Annotated in this window: 14 protein-coding genes; all 14 read right to left on the reverse strand. The window is 72.7% G+C overall.

Annotated features, from left to right (window positions below):
• Window positions 1–8: 8 nt before the first annotated feature.
• Window positions 9–329, reverse strand: coding sequence for a DUF202 domain-containing protein (locus tag AC6JBM_RS19510; protein WP_497985016.1), 321 nt, complete (start codon window positions 327–329; stop codon window positions 9–11).
• Complete coding sequence (locus AC6JBM_RS19515; protein ID WP_497985017.1) at window positions 330–746, reverse strand: YidH family protein; 417 nt, start codon at window positions 744–746, stop codon at window positions 330–332.
• Between the two features lie 5 nt (window positions 747–751).
• The gene (locus AC6JBM_RS19520) at window positions 752–3,034 is read right to left on the reverse strand and encodes an arylsulfatase (protein WP_497985018.1); all 2,283 of its coding nucleotides are present in this window, start codon (window positions 3,032–3,034) and stop codon (window positions 752–754) included.
• Between the two features lies 1 nt (window position 3,035).
• Entirely contained in the window at window positions 3,036–5,291 is a 2,256-nt protein-coding gene (locus tag AC6JBM_RS19525) for an arylsulfatase (RefSeq protein WP_497985019.1), read from the reverse strand.
• Between the two features lie 81 nt (window positions 5,292–5,372).
• Window positions 5,373–6,386: a LacI family DNA-binding transcriptional regulator gene (locus AC6JBM_RS19530; protein ID WP_497985020.1), complete on the reverse strand. Its 1,014-nt coding sequence runs from the start codon at window positions 6,384–6,386 to the stop codon at window positions 5,373–5,375.
• A 103-nt stretch (window positions 6,387–6,489) separates the two neighbouring features.
• Window positions 6,490–7,992, reverse strand: a complete 1,503-nt coding sequence (locus AC6JBM_RS19535; protein WP_497985021.1) for an FGGY-family carbohydrate kinase — start codon at window positions 7,990–7,992, stop codon at window positions 6,490–6,492.
• Complete coding sequence (locus tag AC6JBM_RS19540; RefSeq protein ID WP_497985022.1) at window positions 7,983–9,452, reverse strand: sulfatase; 1,470 nt, start codon at window positions 9,450–9,452, stop codon at window positions 7,983–7,985. The genes AC6JBM_RS19535 and AC6JBM_RS19540 overlap by 10 nt, the downstream gene beginning before the upstream one ends.
• Entirely contained in the window at window positions 9,449–11,677 is a 2,229-nt protein-coding gene (locus AC6JBM_RS19545; RefSeq protein WP_497985023.1) for an arylsulfatase, read from the reverse strand. Before AC6JBM_RS19545 ends, AC6JBM_RS19540 begins: the two co-directional genes overlap by 4 nt.
• Complete coding sequence (locus tag AC6JBM_RS19550; RefSeq protein WP_497985024.1) at window positions 11,674–13,989, reverse strand: sulfatase-like hydrolase/transferase; 2,316 nt, start codon at window positions 13,987–13,989, stop codon at window positions 11,674–11,676. The genes AC6JBM_RS19545 and AC6JBM_RS19550 overlap by 4 nt, the downstream gene beginning before the upstream one ends.
• Window positions 13,986–15,839 carry an ABC transporter ATP-binding protein gene (locus AC6JBM_RS19555; RefSeq protein ID WP_497985025.1) on the reverse strand — a complete coding sequence of 618 codons (1,854 nt, stop codon included), beginning with the start codon at window positions 15,837–15,839 and terminating at the stop codon, window positions 13,986–13,988. The genes AC6JBM_RS19550 and AC6JBM_RS19555 overlap by 4 nt, the downstream gene beginning before the upstream one ends.
• Window positions 15,836–16,762, reverse strand: coding sequence for an ABC transporter permease (locus AC6JBM_RS19560; RefSeq protein ID WP_497985026.1), 927 nt, complete (start codon window positions 16,760–16,762; stop codon window positions 15,836–15,838). The genes AC6JBM_RS19555 and AC6JBM_RS19560 overlap by 4 nt, the downstream gene beginning before the upstream one ends.
• The gene (locus tag AC6JBM_RS19565) at window positions 16,759–17,712 is read right to left on the reverse strand and encodes an ABC transporter permease (RefSeq protein ID WP_350623447.1); all 954 of its coding nucleotides are present in this window, start codon (window positions 17,710–17,712) and stop codon (window positions 16,759–16,761) included. The genes AC6JBM_RS19560 and AC6JBM_RS19565 overlap by 4 nt, the downstream gene beginning before the upstream one ends.
• Complete coding sequence (locus AC6JBM_RS19570; RefSeq protein ID WP_497985027.1) at window positions 17,709–19,250, reverse strand: ABC transporter substrate-binding protein; 1,542 nt, start codon at window positions 19,248–19,250, stop codon at window positions 17,709–17,711. Before AC6JBM_RS19570 ends, AC6JBM_RS19565 begins: the two co-directional genes overlap by 4 nt.
• A 25-nt stretch (window positions 19,251–19,275) precedes the next feature.
• Window positions 19,276–20,376 (reverse strand): alcohol dehydrogenase catalytic domain-containing protein, encoded by a 1,101-nt coding sequence (locus tag AC6JBM_RS19575; RefSeq protein WP_497985028.1) that lies wholly within the window; start codon window positions 20,374–20,376, stop codon window positions 19,276–19,278.
• Window positions 20,377–20,703: the final 327 nt, after the last annotated feature.

The following is a 20,703-nucleotide window of genomic DNA, read 5'->3' on the forward strand; positions in this document are numbered from 1 at the left end:
GGTCTCGGTCACGGCTGGTGCGCCAGGAGGTCCAGCAGGAACAGCACACCGAAGACGGCATTGCCGGCGGCCACGGTGACCAGCGGCCGCGCCGACACCGGCCCGGGCCGCTCGGGCCGGGTCAGGGCGCGCCGGCGCCGGCGGGCGGTCACGAACGTCACGGCGGCGAGCGCGAACGCCACCCCGACGAGCAACAGGACCGCCAGGTCGGTCCGGTCGCGCAGGTAGCGGGGAACGAACAGCACCCCGTTCGCCAGGCAGCACGCGGCGGTGCGGGTCCACGCGATCGCAGTACGTTCGGCCTGCAGGCCGGGGTCGAGGCGCGCCATTCACGGCCCGGCCAGCATCATGACGCACACCCCGAGCCCGGCGGCGGCCAGCCCGGCCGCCACCACCCAGACGGCCGCCGAGCCGGGCAGCGGCCGGCCTCGGCGCATCGCACGCTGCACGGTGCGCCAGCGCAGCACGGCGGCGATCGCGACGACGACGCTGAGGACGGTGAAGCCCAGCCCGGTCGCCTCCCGCACGGCCGGGCGGCCGAGCAGCGGCACGAACTGCACGACGGCGACGCCCGCGGCCATGAGCGCGAGTGAGGTGCGCAGCCAGGCCAGCACCGTCCGCTCGTTGGCGAGCGTGAAACGGTAGTCGGGCTCGCGCTCGACCTCCGGCGCGGCGGTGGTCTCGACAGCCTCCGCGTCCTCGCCCCGCCCGCCCGGGGTTGCCGCGGAGACCGATTCGGCCGGCATGGCGCTCAGTCCATCGCCAGCGGCCGCTCGGCGGCCGGGTGCGGTTCGGTCACCGTCGGGCCGAGGTCGATGAACACCTCGTGCAGGGTGCCGGCGAAGGTGAACGGCGGCTCGTAGTGCGGGCTCACCGGCGACGGCGAGTTGTGCCCGCACTGCAGCGACAGGCAGCCGAGACCGGCCGGCAGTACGGCGGGAACGGGAGCCCGGTGCACTTCCACGCCGTCGACGGTGAACGCGGCCTCGGCCCCGCTGTGGTCGCCCGCGAGCGTCAGGGCGACGGCCGCCGGTCCCAGGGCCAGCGGCTCGGGCGCGGTCACGACGGTGTGCCGACCGGCGAGGTTGAGGTCGAGGCTCAGCCGGCCGTCGGCGACGAAGAAGCTGAACCCCGCGGCCCGCCGCCCGTAGGCGAGCAGGACGCCGTCGTCGCCGGGCCGGTGCCGTTCGAGGCGTGCGGTGACGGTGAAGTGCCGCCCCGCGAAGTCCGGGCCGGCCGGTCCGTTGGCCAGCCGCGCGCCCGGCAGCAGCCGGTACCGGGTCCTCGCCCAGGCCGGGTCCTTGACCGCGACCCGGCTCTGCATCCGGTCGTCGAGCGGCAGGACGCCGTAGGCCCGTGCGTCGTCCCACCAGGCTGCCACGAGGTCCGCGACGATCGCCGGATGTTCGGCGGCGAGGTCGTGCAGTTCGGCGAAGTCCTCGTCGAGGCGGTACAGCTCGAACCGGTCGGTGTCGAACGGGGTGCCGGGACGATGGGTGGTGACGGCCTTCCAGCCGTCGCGGTAGATGCCGCGGTGCCCGGCCGTCTCGAAGTACTGCTGCCGGCGCTGACCGGCGGTGCCGGGCTCGTCCAGTGTGTAGAGCATCGACGTGCCGTGCACGGGGAGCTGCGGCACGCCCCGGTGGGAGGTGGGCGCCCGCACTCCGGCCGCCTGCAGCACCGTCGGCAGGATGTCGATGACGTGGTGGAACTGGGTGCGCACCGTGCCGGGCGCGGCGATCCGGCCGGGCCAGTGCACGATGAGCGGCGCGCGCACGCCGCCGCCGAACGTGTGCTTCTTGTACAGCTTCAGCGGGGTGTTGCCGGCCTGGGCCCATCCGGACGGGTAGTGGTTGTGGGTTGCCGGGCCGCCGAGTTCGTCGATCTGCTCCAGCGCGTCCTCGAACCGGTCGGCCAGGCCGAGGAAGTAGCGGTACTCGTTGGCCGAGCCGTCGGCGCCGCCCTCGCCGCTGGCGCCGTTGTCGGACAGCACGACGAGCAGGGTGTTGTCGAGCTCGCCGATGCCGCGCAGGTATTCGACGAGCCGGCCGATCTGCGCGTCGGTGTGCTCCATGAACCCGGCGAAGACCTCCTGCATCCGGGCGTAGAGCCGGTGCTGGTCGTCGTCCAGGTCGGCCCAGTTCGCCACGCCCTCGTTCGGCGGTGGCAGGGTGGTGCCCGGCGGGACGACGCCGAGCGCGATCTGGCGCCGCAGGGTGTGCTCGCGCTCGACGTCCCAGCCGTGGTCGAAGCGGCCGCGGTAGCGCTCGAGGTATTCGCGGGGCGCCTGGTGCGGCGCGTGGCAGGCGCCGAACGCCAGGTAGAGGAAGAAGGGCCGGTCGGGGGCGGCGCTGACGTGGTCGGCGACGTAGCGCTGGGCCCGGTCGACGAGGTCCTCGCTGAGGTGGTAGCCGTCGCGGCGGGGCGGCTCGACGTGGTGCTGGTCCTGCCACAGGTCGGGCGCCCACTGGTCGTCCTCGCCCCAGAGGAAACCGTAGTAGCGGTCGAAGCCGCGGCCGGTCGGCCACTGGTGGAACGGCCCGGCCGGGGTCATGTGCGCGGGTGGGGTCAGGTGCCACTTGCCGACGGCGTAGGTGCCGTAGCCGGCGTCGCGCAGCATCTCGGCGAGGGTCGCCGCGCGCGGGGTGACCGCGCCGCGGTAGCCGGGGAAACCGGTGTCGAAGTCGGCCAGGAACCCGACCCCGACCGCGTGGTGGTTGCGCCCGGTCAGCAGGCTCGACCGGGTGGTCGAGCACAGGCCGGTGACGTGGAAGTTGGCGAACCGGGCCCCGTGCGCGGCGAGGGCGTTCATGGCCGGTGTGTCGGTCGCCGCGCCGTAGCAGCCGATCTGGCCGTATCCGACATCGTCGAGGACGATCATCACGATGTTCGGCGCGCCGTCGCCGGGCCGGACGGCCGGGGCCCACCAGGGGGTCGAGTCGGCGACGGTGTCGGCGACGACGCCGCCGAAGGGCGCCGGCTCCAGCCGCGGGTCGGGGTGCTGCATGTCGGATCCGTTCAGCTCGGTGGGCATGTCAGTCGTTCACCTCGTGGCCGCGGCCGGGGCCGCCGTCGAGCAGTTCGATCACGACCTGCCGGAGCGTGCCGGTGAACGGGAACGGCCCGTCGGCACCCGCGCGTACCGGGGACAGCCGGTCGCCGCCGACGTCGAGCCCCTGGAAGGCCACGAAGTGCTCGAAGGTTTCGGCCAGGTGGGAGGAGGCTGCCGGCTCCGCGTCGACGAGCAGGGTCACGTCGCAGGCCGTCCCCCGCCCGGTCGGTTCGACCCGGACCGCCACCGCGCTGCCTCCGGCCGGCAGCGGCTGAGGCGTGCGGGTGATGTGATGCGTGCCGTAGTGGTTGAAGTCGAACTCCAGGTGGCCGTCGCGCACCAGCAGGGCGAAGCCGCTGTTGACGCTGCCGAAGGCGAGCAGGACGCCGTCGCCGACCCCGGCGGGACGCTCGATCGCGGCGCTGATCTCGAACGGGTGACCGGCCACGACGGGGGCGGCGCCCGTGCCGATGTGATGCATGCCGTTGTGGAAGACGAACCGGCTGCGGTTGCGTGGCGAGTCGGGCCGGATGTTGACCGTCGCCCGCTCGGCGAAGCCCCGGTCGTCCAGCGGCAGCACCTTGTTGCGTTCGGCCTCGGCCCACCACGCGCCGACGAGTTCGGCCAGCTTGTCCGGCATCTGGGCGGCCAGGTCGCTGCTCTCGGAGAAGTCCTGCTCCAGGTGGTAGAGCTCCCAGCGGTCCTCGTCGTAGTCCGCGCCGCGGCGGTGGAACGCGACAGCCTTCCATCCGTCCTTCCAGATGGCCCGGTGACCGAGGGTCTCGAAGTACTGCGCGCGAGGGTCGATCGCGGCCGTCGGGTCGGTGAGGGTGCGGCGCATGCTCACCCCGTCGATCGGCAGCTGCGGCAGGCCGCCGAGCGCGGCGGGCGGCTCGATGCCGATCAGGTCCAGCACGGTGGGGACGATGTCGGTGACGTGGTGGAACTGGTCGCGGATGCCCCCGCGAGGCAGGTCGGCCAGGGCGCGGGGCGGCCGCACGATCATCGCGGTGCGGATGCCCCCGGCGTGGGTGTTCTGCTTGTACCGCTTGAGCGGCGTGTTGCCCGCCTGCGCCCAGCCGAGCGGGTAGTTGACATGCGCGGTGCGCCCGTCGATCTCGTCGATGCGGGCCAGGTTCTCGGCCAGGGACGGGAAGCGGCCGTTCTCGTAGGACGTGGTATCGAGCACGCCGTGCGGGCCGCCCTCCTGGCTGGCGCCGTTGTCCGACACCACCACGACGATGGTGTCCTCGAGCCGGCCGATCTCCTCGAGGTACGCCACCAGCCGACCGAGTTCGTGATCGGTGTGGTCCAGGAACCCGGCGTACACCTCCTGGAAGCGGGCGTAGAGGCGCTGCGCCTGCGGGTCGAGGTCCGCCCAGGCGGGCACCCCTTCGTTGGCCGCCGGCAGCTTGGTGCCGGCCGGGATGACGCCGGTCTCGAGCTGCCGCTCGTAGCGGCGGCGGCGGATGACGTCCCAGCCTTCGTCGTAGCGCCCGTGGTACTTGGCCACGAAGTCGGCGGGTGCCTGGAACGGGGTGTGGGTGGCGCCGAAGGCGAGGTACAGGAAGAAGGGCTTCTCGGGCGTCATCGAGGTCTGGTCGCGGATGAGCCCGATGGATCGGTCGATGAGGTCGGTGGTGAGGTGATACTCCCCGTCGCGGGTGTCCGGCGGGGGCACCGGCGAGTTGTCGCTGTACAGCTCGGGAAAGTAGTGGTCGGTCAGGCCTTCCAGAAACCCGTAGTAGCGCTCGAAGCCGCGGCCGAGCGGCCACTGGTCGTAGGGTCCGGCGGCGGTCGTCTCGTCCATCGGGGTGAGGTGCCACTTGCCGACGGCGAAGGTGTTGTAGCCGTGTTCGCGCACCATCTCGGCGAGGGTGGCGGCCCGGTGGGTGATCCGCCCGCGGTAGCCCGGGTAGCCGTCGTCGACGTGGGACAGGTAGGCCATCCCGACGGCGTGGTGGTTGCGCCCGGTCAGCAGGCTCGCGCGGGTCGGGGAGCACAGCGCCGTCGCGTGGAAGTTGGTGAACTGCACACCCTCGGCGGCGAGCCGGTCCATCACAGGCGTGTCGATCTCCGAGCCGTAGCAGCCGAGGCTGCCGAAACCCATGTCGTCGAGGACGACGAACACGACGTTGGGCCGCCCGGTCGACGTCGGCCGGTTCGGCCACGACGGCACGGAGTCGCGGTAGGTGCGTCCGATGCGGCCGGCGAAGGGCTCCTGGGCGGTGTCCGACACGTCGGTGTTCCTCTCGAGTCAGTGGATCGATCTACTTCAGTGCCGACGGCCGCTGCGGCGGTGGGGCTGAAGCGGGTGCGGTCAGGCGGCCGGGCAGCCGCACGAGCGGCGCACGACGAGCTCGGGCTGCAGCAGGACGACCTCGGGCTCGGCCAGGGGGTCGTCCATCAGGCGCAGCAGTGCGGTGGCGGTGCGCCGGCCGACCTCGCGGCCGTTGGCGGCCACGGACGAGATCGGCGGCTCCCACAGCGCGGCCTCGTCGACGTCGTCGAACGCGACGACCCGGACCCGGTCGACCAGGTCGGGCGCGACATCGCGCAGGGCGCGGTAGACGCCGAACGCGACAGGGTCGTTGTGGCACACGATCGCGTCCGGTATCGGGCCCTCGGCGAGCAGCCGGGCGGCCGCGTCGCTGGCCCAGCGGCCCAGCGCGGGCCCGGTGCGGTGCGCGATCAGCCGCGCGCCGGGCACCCGGGCCAGGGCCGCGTTGAGGCCCGTCATCCGGTCCTGCCGCGGACGCAGGCCGACCAGGCCGCCCAGGTAGACGAACTGCCGGCAACCGTGGGCGAGCAGGTGCTCCCCGGCCAGCTCACCACCGCGGACGTTGTCGATGCCGACGTACGTGGTGCGATGGGCCGCCTCCGCCCGGATCGTGACCACGGTGGGGATGCCGGTCGCGGCGAGCCGGTCGGCGAACGCTTCGTCGGTGCCGAGCGCGGGCAGCACCACGAGGCCGTCGACGCGGTTCTCGACGAGCGCCCGCAGCAGCCGGTCCTGGCGCTGCGGGTCCTCGAACGCATTGGCCGTGAGCAGCAGCAGGCCGCGCTCGGCCAGCGCCGACTCGAGACTGATCGCCATCTCGCCCATGAACGCGTACGCCGGGTCCGGCAGGATCAGCCCGACGGTCTTGGTCTGGCTGGCCCGCAGCGACGCCGCGCCACGGTGGTAGACGTAGCCGAGCGCCCGCATCGAGGACCGCACCCGCTCGCGGGTGCTGTCGCTGAGGTTCCCGGCGTCACGGATCACCAGCGACGCGGTGGCGCGCGAGACCCCGGCGTGGGCGGCCACGTCGGCCAGGGTGACGCGCTTGTTCACGATGGACGCTCCAATCTCGCGCGGCATCTTACATCGGCAATGGTCGGTGCGCTGGCCCTTCGACCGCCCGTGCGAGGGGCCGTGGCGTGGGCCGTCGGGCGGGTCACGGCGCATCCGCACGGCGGCCGGCGTCCTCCTGCACCGCGGCCAGGCGGTGCACCGCGGCCCGGGTGGCCGGGTACAGGCCGTCGTAGATCTCGGCCAGCTCGGCGTAGACCGCGTGGTTGGCCGGATCGGGGATCACGCGGCGCCCTTCGACCGCCCAGTCGGCGTCGGCCGGGGCCAGCCCGGCGCCGATCGCGGCGAGCTGGGCATCGCCGTAGCTGGCGCCGATCGCCTGGGCCGGGACGACCTGTTCGCGCCCGCTCACGTCGCTGACGATCTGGGTCCACAGGCCGCCCTGCGTGCCCCCGCCGACGGCGACCGTGCGCCCGGCCGGGCCGGCGGTCGCGTCGAGCAGGTCCAGGATCTGCCGGATGCCGTACGCGATGCCCTCGTAGGCGGCCCGGAACAGGTGCCCCGGGCCGTGGTTGAGGGTGAGCCCGGCCACGACGCCCCGGGCGCGCGGGTCGAAGATCGGCGTCCGTTCGCCCGCGAAGTAGGGCAGCAGCACGAGCCCGTCGGAGCCGGGCGGCACGGTGCGGGCCGCCGCCACCAGCTCCTCGAAGGCTGCGCCGCCGGTCAGCCGGCGCACCCAGTCGGTCAGCGTGCCGGAGGTGCTCATGCCGGCAGCGGTGCTCCACGTGCCGGGGTACACCCCGGCGGTGTTCCACATGCCCGGATGCGCGGCCGGCGTGGCGAGCATGTGGACGAAGAACATCGTCGAGCCGTACATCAGCATACGGTCGCCGGGCCGGCGTACTCCGGCGCTGAGCGCCTCGGCCCAGGCGTCGACGGTGCCGGCGCAGACCGGGGTGCCCGGGGCCAGGCCGGTGGCCGCCGCGGCGGCCGGCAGGACGTGTCCGACGACCTCGCCGGGCCACGCCAGCCGCGGTGCGGGCAGGCCCGGGGCCACCTCGGCGAGCCAGTCGTCCGCCCACTGCGCGCGGTGCATGTCGTAGAGCGGGTCGCACTGGCTGGCGGTGTGGTGGTCCAGCACGTACGCGCCGGTGAGCTTCGCCACCACGTAGGAGTTGGAGCTGAACCAGCGCCGGGCGCGCTGCCAGGCCTCCGGCTCGTGCCGGCGCACCCATGCCAGCTTGGGGCCGACGGCCTGGGTGGTCAGCTCGGTCATCCCGCGGGCGAGGATCGCCTCGGCGCCGAAGTGCTCGGTCAGCTGCTCGATCTCCGCGGTGGCGCGCATGTCGATGCCGTAGAGGATCGCCGGGCGGACCGGGCGCAGCTCGGCATCGGTCAGCAGTAGGCACGGGCCGACCCCGCTGACGCAGACGGCGGCCACCGGCCGGTCCCCGGCGGCCTCGGTCAGCTCGCGGGTGACCGCCACGACGTCGCCCCACCACACGTCTTCGGCGTCCATCTCGGCCCAGCCCGGCCGGGGCATCGACATGCCGTGCGCGCGGGTGGCGGTGGCCAGCACGTCGCCGTCCGGGGTCACGAGCACGCCCTTGGTGCTGGACGTGCCGATGTCCACACCGATCACGAGCATGGCTGGTCCTTCCCGGCCGTCCAGGCCACGTCGGCGCCGGGTTCGGCGACCTGGCCGCCGAGGAAGTACCCGGCGAGGTCGCTGAACGGCTCCGGCTGCGGGTTCGGCGGCGGCACGAGCCCGCCCACCTCGGCGATCCACGACAGCAGCCGTTCCCGCAGCGCCGCGGCCACGCCGGGGTGCTCCGCGGCGAGATCGCGGTGTTCGCCGGGGTCGGCGACGATGTCGAACAGCGTGTCGGGGTCGCCCTCGAACTCGTGGACGAGCTTCCACCGGCCGTCGCGGACCGCTGCCGCGGGGCGGCCGCCCTGGTTGCTGTAGTGCGGGTAGTGCCAGTAGACGGGGCCGCGTTCGAACGGCTCGCCGCGCAGCAGCGGCGTGACGTCGGCGCCGTCGACGTGCTGGGCCGGCCGCGGCGGCAGGCCGGCCGCGGCCAGCAGCGTCGGGTAGAAGTCGGGGCTGGTGACCGGTGCCGCGATCCGCCGGCCCGGCTCGACGACGCCGGGCCAGCGCACGATCAGCGGCTCACGGACGCCGCCCTCCGCGACCCAGCCCTTGCCCTCCGACAGCGGCAGGTTGCTCGTCGGCGAGCCCTCCGCGGTGGACAGCCCGCCGTTGTCGGAGGTGAACACCACGATCGTGTTGTCGGCCTTGCCCGCCGCCTCCAGCGCGTCGAGCAGCCGGCCGATGTTGGTGTCGAGGTTCTCCACCATCGCCGCGTACGCCGGATCGGACTGCACGACCCGCCGGTGGACCCGGGCGGCGCGCTGGTGCCAGGCCGGGAACCGCTCCCCGGGCTCGAACGGGTCCAGCGCGTCCAGACCCAGATCCGCGGCCTTGCGCTCGTACTTGGCGATCAGCTCGGCCGGGGCGTGGATCGGCACGTGTACCGCGTAATGCCACAGGTTGAGGAAGAACGGCGCGTCCCCGGCGGTCTCGATGAGCCGGATCGCCTCGTCGGTGAGCCGGTCGGTGAGGTACTCCCCCTCGGGGCCGTCGGGCAGGGTCGGGTTGCCGTACGGGCTGAACCAGCTCTTCGGGTGCCCCCACTCGCAGCCGCCGATGTTGACGTCGAAGCCGTGCTGGTCGGGCCAGGTCCGCCGCGGCCCGAGGTGCCACTTGCCGACGTGCCAGGTCCGGTACCCGCCCGCCCGCAGCGCCCGGGCCAGCGACAGCTCGTTGGTGGGCAGGAACTGGTGGTACGGCACGTCGGCGAGCTTGCCCACGCCGTGGCCGCCGATGTACTGGGTGACCCCGACCCGGGCCGGGTACCGGCCGGTGAGAATGCTCGCGCGGGTCGGCGAGCAGACCGGCGCGGCCGCGTACGCGTCCGTGAACAACGCGCCCTGCTCGGCGAGCCGATCCAGCCGCGGCGTCTCGTAGAACGAGCTGCCGTAGCAGCCGAGGTCGGCCCAGCCCATGTCGTCGATGAGGATGAACACGATGTTGGGTCCGTTCACTGCGTCGCCACCTCCGCGAGCCAGTCGGTGTCCCGGGTGTCGACCGACGGCGGCTGCAGCTCGACGTCGACGTGCAGCAGGTCGCCCGCGTAGCGGAACGGCCCGGTGTAGTCGTCGGTGACCGCCGACGGGGCGTTGTGCCCGCACTGCAGCGACAGGGTGCCCATCCCGCCGGGCAGCAGCCGGGGCAGGGCTGCGCGGATCAGCGGGACGCCGTCGGCGCTGAGCTCGGCGTGGACCCCGGCGGGCCCGTCCTGCACCAGCAGGCCGATCCGGCGCGCGTGCGCCGGCAGCGGGTCCGCCGAGCGCACGACGGTACGGTCCCCGGCCAGGTTCAGCGCGAACACCGGCCGGCCGTCGCGTACGTAGAAGGAGAACCCGTGGGCCCGCCGGCCGTAGGCCAGCAGCACCCCGTCGGCCGGCGGCCCGGTCAGGACCGCGTCGATGCGAAACGAGCGCCCGGCGAAGGTGGGGCCGGCCACGCTGTTCATGATCCGGGTACCCGGCAGCATGCGGTAGCGCAGCCGGTCCGCGGCCGGGTCCATCCCGGCGACCCGGGTGCCCATCCGGTCGTCGAGGGGCAGCACGCCGTACCGCTCGGCTTGGCGGTCCCACTCCTCGACCAGCTCACGCAGCAGGCCGGGGTGGCGGGCGGCGAGGTCGTGCGCCTCGGACACGTCGGTGGTCAGGTCGAACAGCTCCCACCGGTCGTCGTCGTAGGCGGTGCCGGGCGTGTGGTCGGCGACGGCCTTCCAGCCGTCGCGGTAGATCCCGCGGAAGCCGGCGGTCTCGAAGTACTGCGTCGTGCGGGTGGAGGCGGCCGCCGGGTCGGTGAAGGTGTACGCCATCGAGGTGCCGTGCACCGGGATCTGCTCGTGACCGCGGTAGCTGGCGGGCATCTCCGCTCCGGCGAGCGCGGTGATCGTCGGCAGGATGTCCACCGCGTGGTGGAACTGCCCGCGCAGCGGCACCGCCGGGTCGATGCCGCGCGGCCAGTGGGCGATGAGCGGCACCCGCACCCCGCCGCCGTAGGTGTGTTTCTTGTAGTAGCGCAGCGGCGTGTTCCCGGCCTGCGCCCAGCCCGACGGATAGTGGTTGTGCGCGGCCGGGCCGCCGAGGTCGTCGATCGCGGCGAGCCCGTCATCGAGGGAATCGCCGAGGCCGAGGAAGTAGCGGTACTCGTTGGCGGTGCCGTGCCGGCCGCCCTCACCGCTGGCCCCGTTGTCCGACACGACCAGCAGCAGCGTGTCGTCGAGCAGCCCGTGCCGGCCGAGGAAGTCCACCAGCACCCCGATCTGCTCGTCGGTGTGTTCCATGAACCCGGCGAACACCTCCTGCATCCGGGCGTAGAGGCGCCGCTCGTCGCCCGACAGGTCCGCCCAGGCACGCACGTCCGGGTTGCGTGGCGGCAGCTCGGTCTGGGGCGGTACCACGCCCAGCTCGACCTGCCGGGCGAGGACTGCCTCGCGCTCGGCGTCCCAGCCTTGGTCGAACGCGCCCCGGTATCGATCGAGGAACGCCGGCGGCGCCTGGTGCGGCGCGTGGCAGGCGCCGAACGCGAGGTACAGGAAGAACGGGTCGTCGGGGCGGCCGGTCACGTGGTCGGCGACGAACCCGGTCGCCTTCGCGACCAGGTCGGCGCTGAGGTGGTAGTCGGGGTCGTCGGGCACGTCGACGCGGTGCTGGTCGGACCACAGCTCCGGCTCGAACTGGTCGTCCTCGCCCCAGAGGAACCCGTAGTAGCGGTCGAACCCGCGCCCGGTCGGCCACTGGTCGAACGGGCCGGCCGCGGTGAGCTGCGTCGGCGGGGCCAGGTGCCACTTCCCGGCGGCGTAGGTGCCGTACCCGCTGTCGCGCAGCACCTCTGCGAGGGTGGCCGCCCGCGGCGTCACCTCGGCGCGATAGCCGGGGAAGCCGGTGTCGAACGCCGCCAGGAATCCCATGCCGACCGTGTGGTGGTTGCGGCCGGTGAGCAGGCTCGCCCTCGTCGGCGAGCACAGCGCGGCGACGTGGAAGTTGGTGTAGCGCACGCCGCCGCCGGCCAGGGCGTCCATCCGCGGGGTACGGATGGCCGAGCCGTAGCAGCCGAGCTGGGCGAATCCGACGTCGTCGAGCACGACGAGCACCACGTTGGGCCGCCGTGGCCCGGTGCGCGCCGGGGGCCACCACGGGGTGGCATCGCCGACCGTACGGCCGATCCGGCCGGGGAAGCCGCTCGTGCTCACTGTTCCCTCATCTCGGCGTCGGCGGTCTCGCGCCGCACGGCCGGTGCGGCCCCGGCGGGCGGGCCGGGCAGCACCACCAGTTCGTGCAGCTCACCGGTGAACGGGTTGGGCGGGGTGAACGCGCCGCTGACGGGGGCGCTGGTGACGTGGCCGACGTAGGTGCGGCCCGAGCCGATCGGCACCCGCTTCAGCAGGCGCGACACGCTGCCGCCGCCCACGGCCACGCCGTCGACGGTGAACATGATCCGCGCGGACAGGTCGGCCGCCGCGTCGACGGCCACCTCCAGCCGGTGCCGGCCCGGTGCCACGACGCATGGGGCGGTGACCGTCTCGGTCTGCACCGAGGACTGGGCCACCTCGAAGCGGACCTGCCCGTCCTGCAGGTACCAGCAGTAGCCGCCGTGTCCGCCGCCGACCGCGTAGAGCACCCCGCGCGGGTTCCCGTCGGGTGCCGTCGCGTCGCCGACGGTGACCTCGGCGTACATCCGGAACGACCGGCCCGCCACCCGCGGGGCGACGCCGCGCTCGTAGGGGCCGCCGGGGCCGTGGAAGCGGGCTCGCGCCGGGTCCGATCCCGCCGGTGCGGGCGGATCGGCGGGCCAGCGCTCGGCGCGGGCCCGGTTGTCGACGGGCAGCACGTCGTAGCGGCCGGCCGCGGCCCACCACAGTTCCGTCATGGCTCGCAGCCGGGCCGGTTCGCGCTCGGCGAGATCATCACACTCGGACGGGTCGCTGCGATGGTCGTACAGCTCCCAGCGCAGCTCGTCGAGGGTCGCCGGCGGGCGCTGGGGCGGGAAGGCGCCCGCGCCGTCGGGCTGCAGCCGGCACACCGCCATCCAGCCGTCCTGCCAGATCCCGCGGTTGCCCCACATCTCGTAGTGCTGGGTGTGGCGGTGCCCCGGCGCGTCGGCGTCGGCGAAGGAGTACCGCATGCTGACGCCGTGCATCGGCTGCTGGGGTACGCCCCGCACCGTCGTCGGCGGTGCTATCCCGGTGAGGTCCAGCAGGGTCGGGGTGATGTCGATGACGTGGTGGTACTGCCGCCGGATGCCCCCGGCGGGCACACCGCCGCCCGGGTAGCGCACCAGCAGGCCGTTGGTGATCCCGCCGGCGTGCGTGAACTGCTTGTACCACCGGAACGGCGTGTTGCCGGCCTGTGCCCAGCCCCACGGGTAATGGTTGTAGAGGCGAGGCCCGCCGAGCTCGTCGATGTGCGCCAGCCCGTCCTCGGTGCGCTGCGGCCGGTCGTTGAGGTAGAGCCCTTCGTCGACGCTGCCCTCCGGGCCACCCTCGCCGCTGGCGCCGTTGTCCGAGCAGAGCATCACGACCGTGTCGTCGAGATCGCCGGTGGCCTCCAGCGCGTCGAGCAGGCGGCCGATCTGCGCGTCGGTGTAGCTGACGAAGCCGGCGTACACCTCCATCATCCGGCTGGCCAGCCGGCGTTGCTCGCCGGTGAGATCGGTCCATGCCGGTACTCCGGGATTGGACGTCCCCAGTCGTGTGCCCGGGGGCATCACGCCCAGCTCGATCTGGCGGGCCAGGACCCGGTCCCGTTCGGCGTCCCAGCCGGCGTCGAAGGCGCCGCGGTAGCGCTCGATCCATTCGGCGGGCGCCTGGTGCGGCGCGTGCCCGCAGCCGGTGGCCAGATAGAGCATGAAGGGCCTGTCCGGTGCCACGGCCCGCAGATCGCGGATCTGCCGGATGCTTTCGTCGACCAGGTCGGCGCTGAGGTGGTAGCCCTCCGCGGCGGTGCGCGGCGGGCCGGCCGGCGTGTTGTCCCGCACGAGCTCCGGCGCGTACTGGTCCGTCGAGCCGCCGAGGAAGCCGTAGAACCGGTCGAACCCGCGGCCCAGCGGCCAGCGCTCGAACGGGCCCTGCGGGCCGGTCTCGTAGGACGGGGTGAGGTGCCACTTGCCGACCGCCCAGGTCGTGTAGCCGTTGCCGCGCAGGATCTCCGCGACCGTCGCGGCGCTGTCCGGCAGCCGCATCGAGTAGCCGGGGTAGCCGGCCAGCCGCTCCGTCACGTGCCCGAACCCGACCGAGTGGCAGTTGCGCCCGGTCAGCAACGACGCCCGCGTGGGTGAGCAGACGGCCGTGGTGTGGAAGTTGACGTAGCGCAGGCCCTCACGCGCCAGGCGGTCGATCGCCGGGGTCTGGATGGTGGAGCCGAAGCAGCCGTACTGTGCGAAGCCGACGTCGTCGAGCAGGATGACCACGACGTTGGGCGAGCCGGCGGCCCGGCTGCCACCGGCCAGATCCGGCCAGCGCTCCTGCGACTCGGCCGGGGTGCGGCCGATGCGCTGCTGAGTCATGACACCACCTGTTCCCTGGATCCGGGCGATGCGGCCAGCAGCGCCCTGGTGTACTCGTGCTGCGGGTCGGCGAACACCCGCTCGGCCGGTCCCTGCTCGACGATCACCCCGCCCTGCATCACCGCCACGTCCTCGCACAGGTGCCGCACGACGCTCAGGTCGTGGGCGATGACCACATAGGACAGTCCGAACTCGTCGCGCAGGTCGGCCAGCAGGTTGATGATCTGCGCCTGCACCGACACGTCGAGGGCGGAGACCGGCTCGTCGGCGACGATGAGCCGCGGCTCGACCGCGAGGGCCCGGGCGATGCCGACCCGCTGCCGCTGCCCGCCGGAGAGCTGGTAGGGGTAGCGCTCCAGCAGGCTCTGGGGCAGGCCGACCAGCGACATCAGCTCGGCGACCCGGCGTGCCCGGCCGGCCCGCGGCACCAGCCGGTGCACGGTCAGCGGCTCGGTCAGCAGGGTCTCGATCGTCTGCCGTGGGTTGAGTGACTGGTAGGGGTCCTGGAACACCATCTGCACCGTGCGGCGCAGCTCGGCGCGGCGGTCCCGGTCGGTCCACTGCATTCCGTCGATGCTGATCCGCCCGGACAGCAGCGGCACGAGCCCGACGATCGTGCGGGCGAGGGTCGACTTGCCGGAGCCGGACTCGCCGACCAGGCCGAGGGTCCGCCCCGGGTAGGCCTTGAGCGATACGCCGTCGACGATGATCCGCGGCGGCTTGCGCCGCAGCGGCGACGGCCGCCCGTAGGTGATGCGGGCGTCCGCGATCTCGAGGATCGGGGCGCGCTCGTCGTCGTGCCGGACCTCGCGGACCTGCGCGGTGCTCACCGCCGGTGCGGGCAGCGGCTCGATCGACAGCCAGCACGCGGCGCGGTGCCCGGCGCCGGTGTCCTGCTCGGGCGGCATCTGCTCACGGCACCGGTCGAACGCCAGCGGGCAGCGCGGGTGGAAGGGGCAGCCGCCCGGCCGCCGGGTCACGTCCGGTGGCTGGCCGGGGATGGCCGGCAACCGCCGCAGCACCGGCACGTCGAGGCGCGGGGTCGAGCGCATCAGCTCCCGTGTGTACGGGTGGCGGGGGTCGCCGAGCACCGTCGCGGCGGCACCCTGCTCGACGGCACGGCCGGCGTACATCACCATGATCGAGTCGCAGACGTCCTCGACGACGCCGATGTCGTGGGTGATGAGCAGCAGTGCGGTGCCGAGCTCGGCACGCAGCCGGCCGAGCAGTTCAAGGATGCCGGCCTGCACGGTGACGTCGAGGGCGGTGGTGGGCTCGTCGGCGATGAGCAGGGTCGGGTTGTTGGCGACCGCCATCGCGATGACGACCCGCTGGCGCATGCCTCCGGAGAACTGGTGCGGATAGTCCTCGGCGCGCTTGCCCGGGTCGCGCACGCCGACCAGGTCGAGCAACTCCACGGCGCGGGCGGCGGCGGCCTTGCGGCCCATGCCGTGCAGGCGCAGCACCTCGCGGATCTGCGCGCCGACGGTGAGCAGCGGGTTGAGATAGGCCATCGGGTCCTGGAACACCATGCCGATCCGGTCGCCGCGCAGGGCGGTGATCTCCCGCTCGGGCATGGTGAGCAGGTCCTGGCCGAGGTAGCGCACGGCGCCGCCGTCGACGGTGACGGCGGCCGGCAGCATGCGCATGACCGACAGTGCGGTCAGCGACTTGCCGGAGCCGGATTCACCGACGACGCCCAGGATCTGGCCGGGATTGACCTGGAAGCTCACGTCCTTGACAACCGGGACGGCACCGCCCGGCGTGCGCAGGCGAAGTGACAGGCCGGACACCTCGAGGACCGGTTGTACCGGCCGGGCCGGTGTCGGCGGGTGGTCGGCTCGGGTCATTTGCGCAGCACCGCCTGGTTCAGAGCGTTGGACAGCAGGGTGTAGCCGACGACCAGCAGCACGACGACCACGACCGGAGCGAGGGCGTAGGCCGGGTGCTCGAGCAGGTATCCGCTGCCCGACTTGATCATTGAGCCGAGGGAGGCATCGGGTGACTGGATGCCCAGGCCGACGACGCTCAGGCCGCCCTCCACCATGATCGCGTGGGACATCTCCACCGCGAAGCGCACGATGATGACGTCGACGATGTTGGGCAGGATGTGCCGCAGCATCACCCGGCGGCGCGGGTAGCCGAGCACCTCGGCGGCGGCGACGTAGTCCAGCGGCAGCTGGCCCAGCAGCGAGCTGCGGGCCTGGCGGCCGAAGACCGGCATCACGACCAGAACGATCGCGATGACGACCGCGGCGGTGCCGGGGGCGACGGCGATGGTGACCGCGACGCCGAGGATGACGGCCGGCACGCCCAGCAGCACGTCGAACACCCGCTGGAAGAACGCGCCCAGCCAGCCGTTGACGACGCTGAGCAGGCCGAGCAGCGTGCCCGCCACGGCCGCGACGGGCACCGCGATGAGCGTGATCAGCAGGTCGAGCCGGGTGCCGGCGACGACGCGGGCGAGCAGGTCGCGGCCGACCTCGTCGGTGCCGAGCGGGTGTCCGCCGCCCGGGGACAGCAGGCTGTTCGGTCCCTGCTGGTACGGCCCGTACGGCAGCAACAACGGCATGACCAGGCTGGCCAGCACGATGAGCAGCACCAGGCACAGCCCGACGATCCCGCCGGGAGTGCGCAGCGCGGCGAGGTAGCGGCTGCGCCGGCCCCTTCCGCCGGCCGGACCCGGGTCGTGCGCGGCGAGGGCATCCGATGTGGGGCCTGGCGTGTCTGTCGGCGTGTCGAGCTGCCCTTGCGGCTCCGGGGATGGGCTCATGCCTTGCCTCCCAACCGGACGCGCGGGTCCATCCGGGCGATGAGCAGCTCCGACAGGAGCTGGATGACGATGGCCGCGGCGATCGCGAGCAGCAGCAGCACCTGGGCGAGGCGGTAGTCGCGCGTCTGGACCGCCTGCACGAGCAGGCTGCCCAGTCCGGCCCGGGCGAAGATCGCCTCGGCGACGACCGCGCCGCCCAGGAGGTGCCCGATGCGGATCGCCAGCTCCAGGACCGCCGGGCCGAGGCTGTTGGGCAGCACGTGCCGCCAGGTGATCCGGCGGCGGCCGGCGCCCTTGGCCAGGGCCGTCAGCACGTACTCCTGATCGAGGTTGCGCCGGATCTCTGTGGCGAGCAGCCGCGCGACGACCGGGATCGCCGGCAGCGCCATCGCGACGGCGGGAAGGATCAACCGGCGGATCGAGCTGGCCGGCGTATCCAGCAGCGACGCGTCGCCGCCGCTGGGTAGCACCCGCCACAGCACCGCGAAGAAGAAGATGAGCACCACCCCGCTGACGAACGGTGGCAGCGCCAGCGACAGCGTCGACAGCTGGTCGATCACCCACCGCAGGACCCGTGACCGGGTGGTGGCCAGCACCACCCCGGTCAACAGGCCGAACACCGTCATCACGAGCGTCGCGGCCACCGTCAGCTGCAGCGTGCCGGGCAGCCGCTGGGCGATCAGGCTGCTGATCGGCTGCCCCAGCGTGTACGAGGTGCCGAGGTGGCCGGTGCACAGCTGGCGCACCCAGTCGAAGTACTGAGCCGTCAGCGACCGGTCCAGTCCCAGGTCGGATCGGATCCGATCCACCGTGGCCTGGTCCGCGTCGGCGCCGGCGATGATGACGGCCGGGTCGCCGGGTGCCAGGTGCAGCAGGCTGAACACCACGACGGACACGACCACCAGCACCGCGAACGCGCCGAACAGCCGGGTGATGACGTACCGGGTCATGCCGACAACTTCGCCTGGGTGAGGTCGATCGCCAGGGTCAGGTCGGCGCTCACGCCGGTGAGGCCCTTGACGCCGACCATCGGCGTCTTGGCCTGGGCGATGCTGTTGTGGAACGCCTGCTGCAGCAGGTAGTCGGTCAGCTTCGTACTGTTGGCGGCCCGTTGCTCGTCGTTCTGCGCCGAGGTCACCGCCTCCACCAGCGTGGCGTACTCGGGGGCGGCGAAGTTCGAGGTGTTCTTGCCGACCGTCAGCGGGTTGGCGGTCAGCAGCGAGGTGAGCTGGCCCATCGAGGTCAGCGCGACGTCGGTGATCCACAGGCCGGGGAAGTCGCCGGCCTGCACGTGCTGCGGGAACTGGGCGGCGTCGTAGCTGACCGGTTTGACCTTGAAGCCGATCTGGTCGAGCCCGTACTGCACGATGTCCTGGATCGACTTGTAGGTCGGCTCCGCGGCCAGCGCCGAGATCGACACCTCGGTGCCGACCGCCCCGGCCTCCTGCAACAGCGCCTTGGCCTTGGCCACGTCGTAGCCGTAGCTGGCGATCTGCTGCTTGGTGATGCCGGGCGTGCTCTCGTCCCACGGCACCGAGCTCGGCGTCGCGAAGCCCTTGTAGACCTGATCGGCGATGCGGGCACGGTCCAGTGAGTAGGCGACCGCCTGCCGGACCCTGATGTCGTCGAACGGCTTGACCTTCACGTTCACGCCGACGTACATCTCGTAGCCCACGGTGCTGCTCACCGCGAACCGGCTGTCGCTCTTGAGCGAGTCGGCGTCGCGGGCGATCATCCGCAGCGCGAGGTCGAGGCTGCCCGAGCGCATCGCGGCCAGCGTCGCCTGCGCGTCCGGGATGATGCTGAACGCCAGCGTCTCGAAGTTGGCCTTGCCGCGCCAGCAGTTGTCGTAGCGGACCAGATCGAATTTGCTGCCCGGCGTCCACGACTGCCACTTGAACGGCCCGGTGCCGACGACCTGCTTGCCGTCCTTGAGCTGAGCGAACGTCTCGCTGTCGATGATCGGCAACATGGCCAGGGCGTCGAGGTAGCCGGTGAAGGGCTTGTCGAAGGTCACGGTGACCTCGTGCGGGCCGGTCTTGTTGACGCCGGAGGCCCGCTTGAGCAGCTGCGCGGCCTGCACGCCCGAACCCTCGGCGGTCGCCTGTTTGATCGAGGCGACCACGTCGTCGGCGCCGAACGCCCGCCCGGTGTGGAAGGTGACGTCGTCGCGCAGCTTCAGCACCAGCGACGTGTTCTGCGCGTTCCACTCCCACTTCGTCGCCAGCGCGGCACGGTAGGAACCGTCGGGGTTCTTGTCGACGAGGTAGTCGAAAATGGTGCGGCGCAGCGGCTGATTGTGCGCCTGGAACCGCTGGATGCTGCCGAGCAGCACGTCGCTCGGCGTGCCGATGCGCAAGGTGGTCGCGCCGGTACTGCCGCTGGGGGTGGGGGAATCGCTGCAGGCGGCCAGCAGGCCGGTAGCGGCGGCGAAGGCGCCGCCGAGCAGGGTGCGGCGGGAGATCGGCGCGATAAGGGGACGGTCCATGGAAGCTCCTGGTGAGGGAGAGCGCTCAGGCGGGAAGGAGGGACACCTTGATCGAGGCAGAGCCGTCGGCCACCAGGTCGAGGCCCTCTTGGAAGCGGTCGAGGGGAAGCTGGTGGGTGCAGATGCGCTCCAGCGGCAGGCGGCCCGACTCGATCATGCGGATCGCCGCCGGCCAGCAGTGCGGCCCGAGGTGCGCGCCGAGCACGTTGAGCTCCTTGTCGTCGCTGATGATGCTCCAGTCGACGGTCACGTCGGAGCCGAAGACGCTGTACTCGACGTAGGTGCCGAGCTTGCGCAGCAGGTTGAGGCCCTGCAGCACCGCCGACGGGTGCCCTGTGCCCTCGAGGTAGACGTCGGCGCCGTAGCCGTCGGTGAGCTCGCGGACCGTGCCGAGGACGTCGTCGCGGCTGATGTTGAGCGTGAGGTCGGCGCCGCACGCCCGGGCCAGCGCCAGCTTGTCGTCGGCCATGTCCAGCGCGATGACCTTGGCCGGGTTCTTCGCCACGGCGCCGGCGACCATGCCCAGCCCGATCGGCCCGCACCCGGCGACCACGACCACGTCGTCGAAGGTGATGCCGGCGCGCTCGACCGCGTGCAGGGCACAGGACAGCGGTTCGGCGAACGCGGCATGCGCGGGCGGGACGCTGGCGGAGATCGGGTGCACCAGCGAGCGGGCCGGCAGGAGAACGTATTCGGCCATCGCGCCCATCGCGGCCCGTTTGAAGCCGAAGATGTCATGCACGGCGCACATCCAGTACTGACCGCGCTCGCAGTAGCGGCATGCCCCACACGGCAGGATCTGCTCGGCGACGACCCGGTCACCGACGTCGACGCCCCAGCGGGCGCGGCCCTCGTCGTCCAGCGCGACGATGTCGCCGACGAACTCGTGGCCGGGGACCACGTCGGTCTCGGCCCAGGCCGGGCGGCTCTCGTCGCCCCAGAACTTCGCCGCGCCGTGGTAGCACTTGAGGTCGCTGGCGCAGATGCCGACCGCGGCGACGCGCAGCAATGCTTCACCCGGGCCGGGCCGGGGCACGGGAAGGTCGGTGAGCCGGTAGTCCTCGGGGCCGTACGAGACGACGGCCCGCATCCGCTGGGGGATGTCGGCGCGCTCGCTCTGCTGCATGGGGGCTCCCTTTGTCAGGGGACGGGAATCGGGCTGGGGTGCATGGCTGTGCCGGGGGTGCGGCGGAGCGGCCCTGGTTGGTGTGGGCCGCGTCCGGCGGGGCCGTGGGTCGACCAGGGTGGCGGTCGCAGTGCCCGCGGCGGCTGACTAGTAGATCGATCTACTCGCACTACAACAGTGTTTCCAGCACGTGTCAAGAACTTTGTGACAACGTGGTGCGAGCCCGTCCCCGGTGAATACGGTCGACTAGATCGGGAAGTCGGGCGATGCGGATCGATCTACGGATGCCCGCGTCGGCGCGGGCCGGACGCCTCGGGCGCCGGCGCG

This window comes from Dactylosporangium thailandense (assembly GCF_059739745.1).

Bases quoted from the DNA above. Each gene is read 5' to 3' on its own strand.
- AC6JBM_RS19510 (WP_497985016.1), bottom strand. From the start codon at position 329: ATGGCGCGCCTCGACCCCGGCCTGCAGGCCGAACGTACTGCGATCGCG.
- AC6JBM_RS19515 (WP_497985017.1), bottom strand. From the start codon at position 746: ATGCCGGCCGAATCGGTCTCCGCGGCAACCCCGGGCGGGCGGGGCGAG.
- AC6JBM_RS19520 (WP_497985018.1), bottom strand. From the start codon at position 3,034: ATGCCCACCGAGCTGAACGGATCCGACATGCAGCACCCCGACCCGCGG.
- AC6JBM_RS19535 (WP_497985021.1), bottom strand. From the start codon at position 7,992: ATGCTCGTGATCGGTGTGGACATCGGCACGTCCAGCACCAAGGGCGTG.
- AC6JBM_RS19550 (WP_497985024.1), bottom strand. From the start codon at position 13,989: ATGACTCAGCAGCGCATCGGCCGCACCCCGGCCGAGTCGCAGGAGCGC.
- AC6JBM_RS19555 (WP_497985025.1), bottom strand. From the start codon at position 15,839: ATGACCCGAGCCGACCACCCGCCGACACCGGCCCGGCCGGTACAACCG.
- AC6JBM_RS19560 (WP_497985026.1), bottom strand. From the start codon at position 16,762: ATGAGCCCATCCCCGGAGCCGCAAGGGCAGCTCGACACGCCGACAGAC.
- AC6JBM_RS19565 (WP_350623447.1), bottom strand. From the start codon at position 17,712: ATGACCCGGTACGTCATCACCCGGCTGTTCGGCGCGTTCGCGGTGCTG.
- AC6JBM_RS19570 (WP_497985027.1), bottom strand. From the start codon at position 19,250: ATGGACCGTCCCCTTATCGCGCCGATCTCCCGCCGCACCCTGCTCGGC.
- AC6JBM_RS19575 (WP_497985028.1), bottom strand. From the start codon at position 20,376: ATGCAGCAGAGCGAGCGCGCCGACATCCCCCAGCGGATGCGGGCCGTC.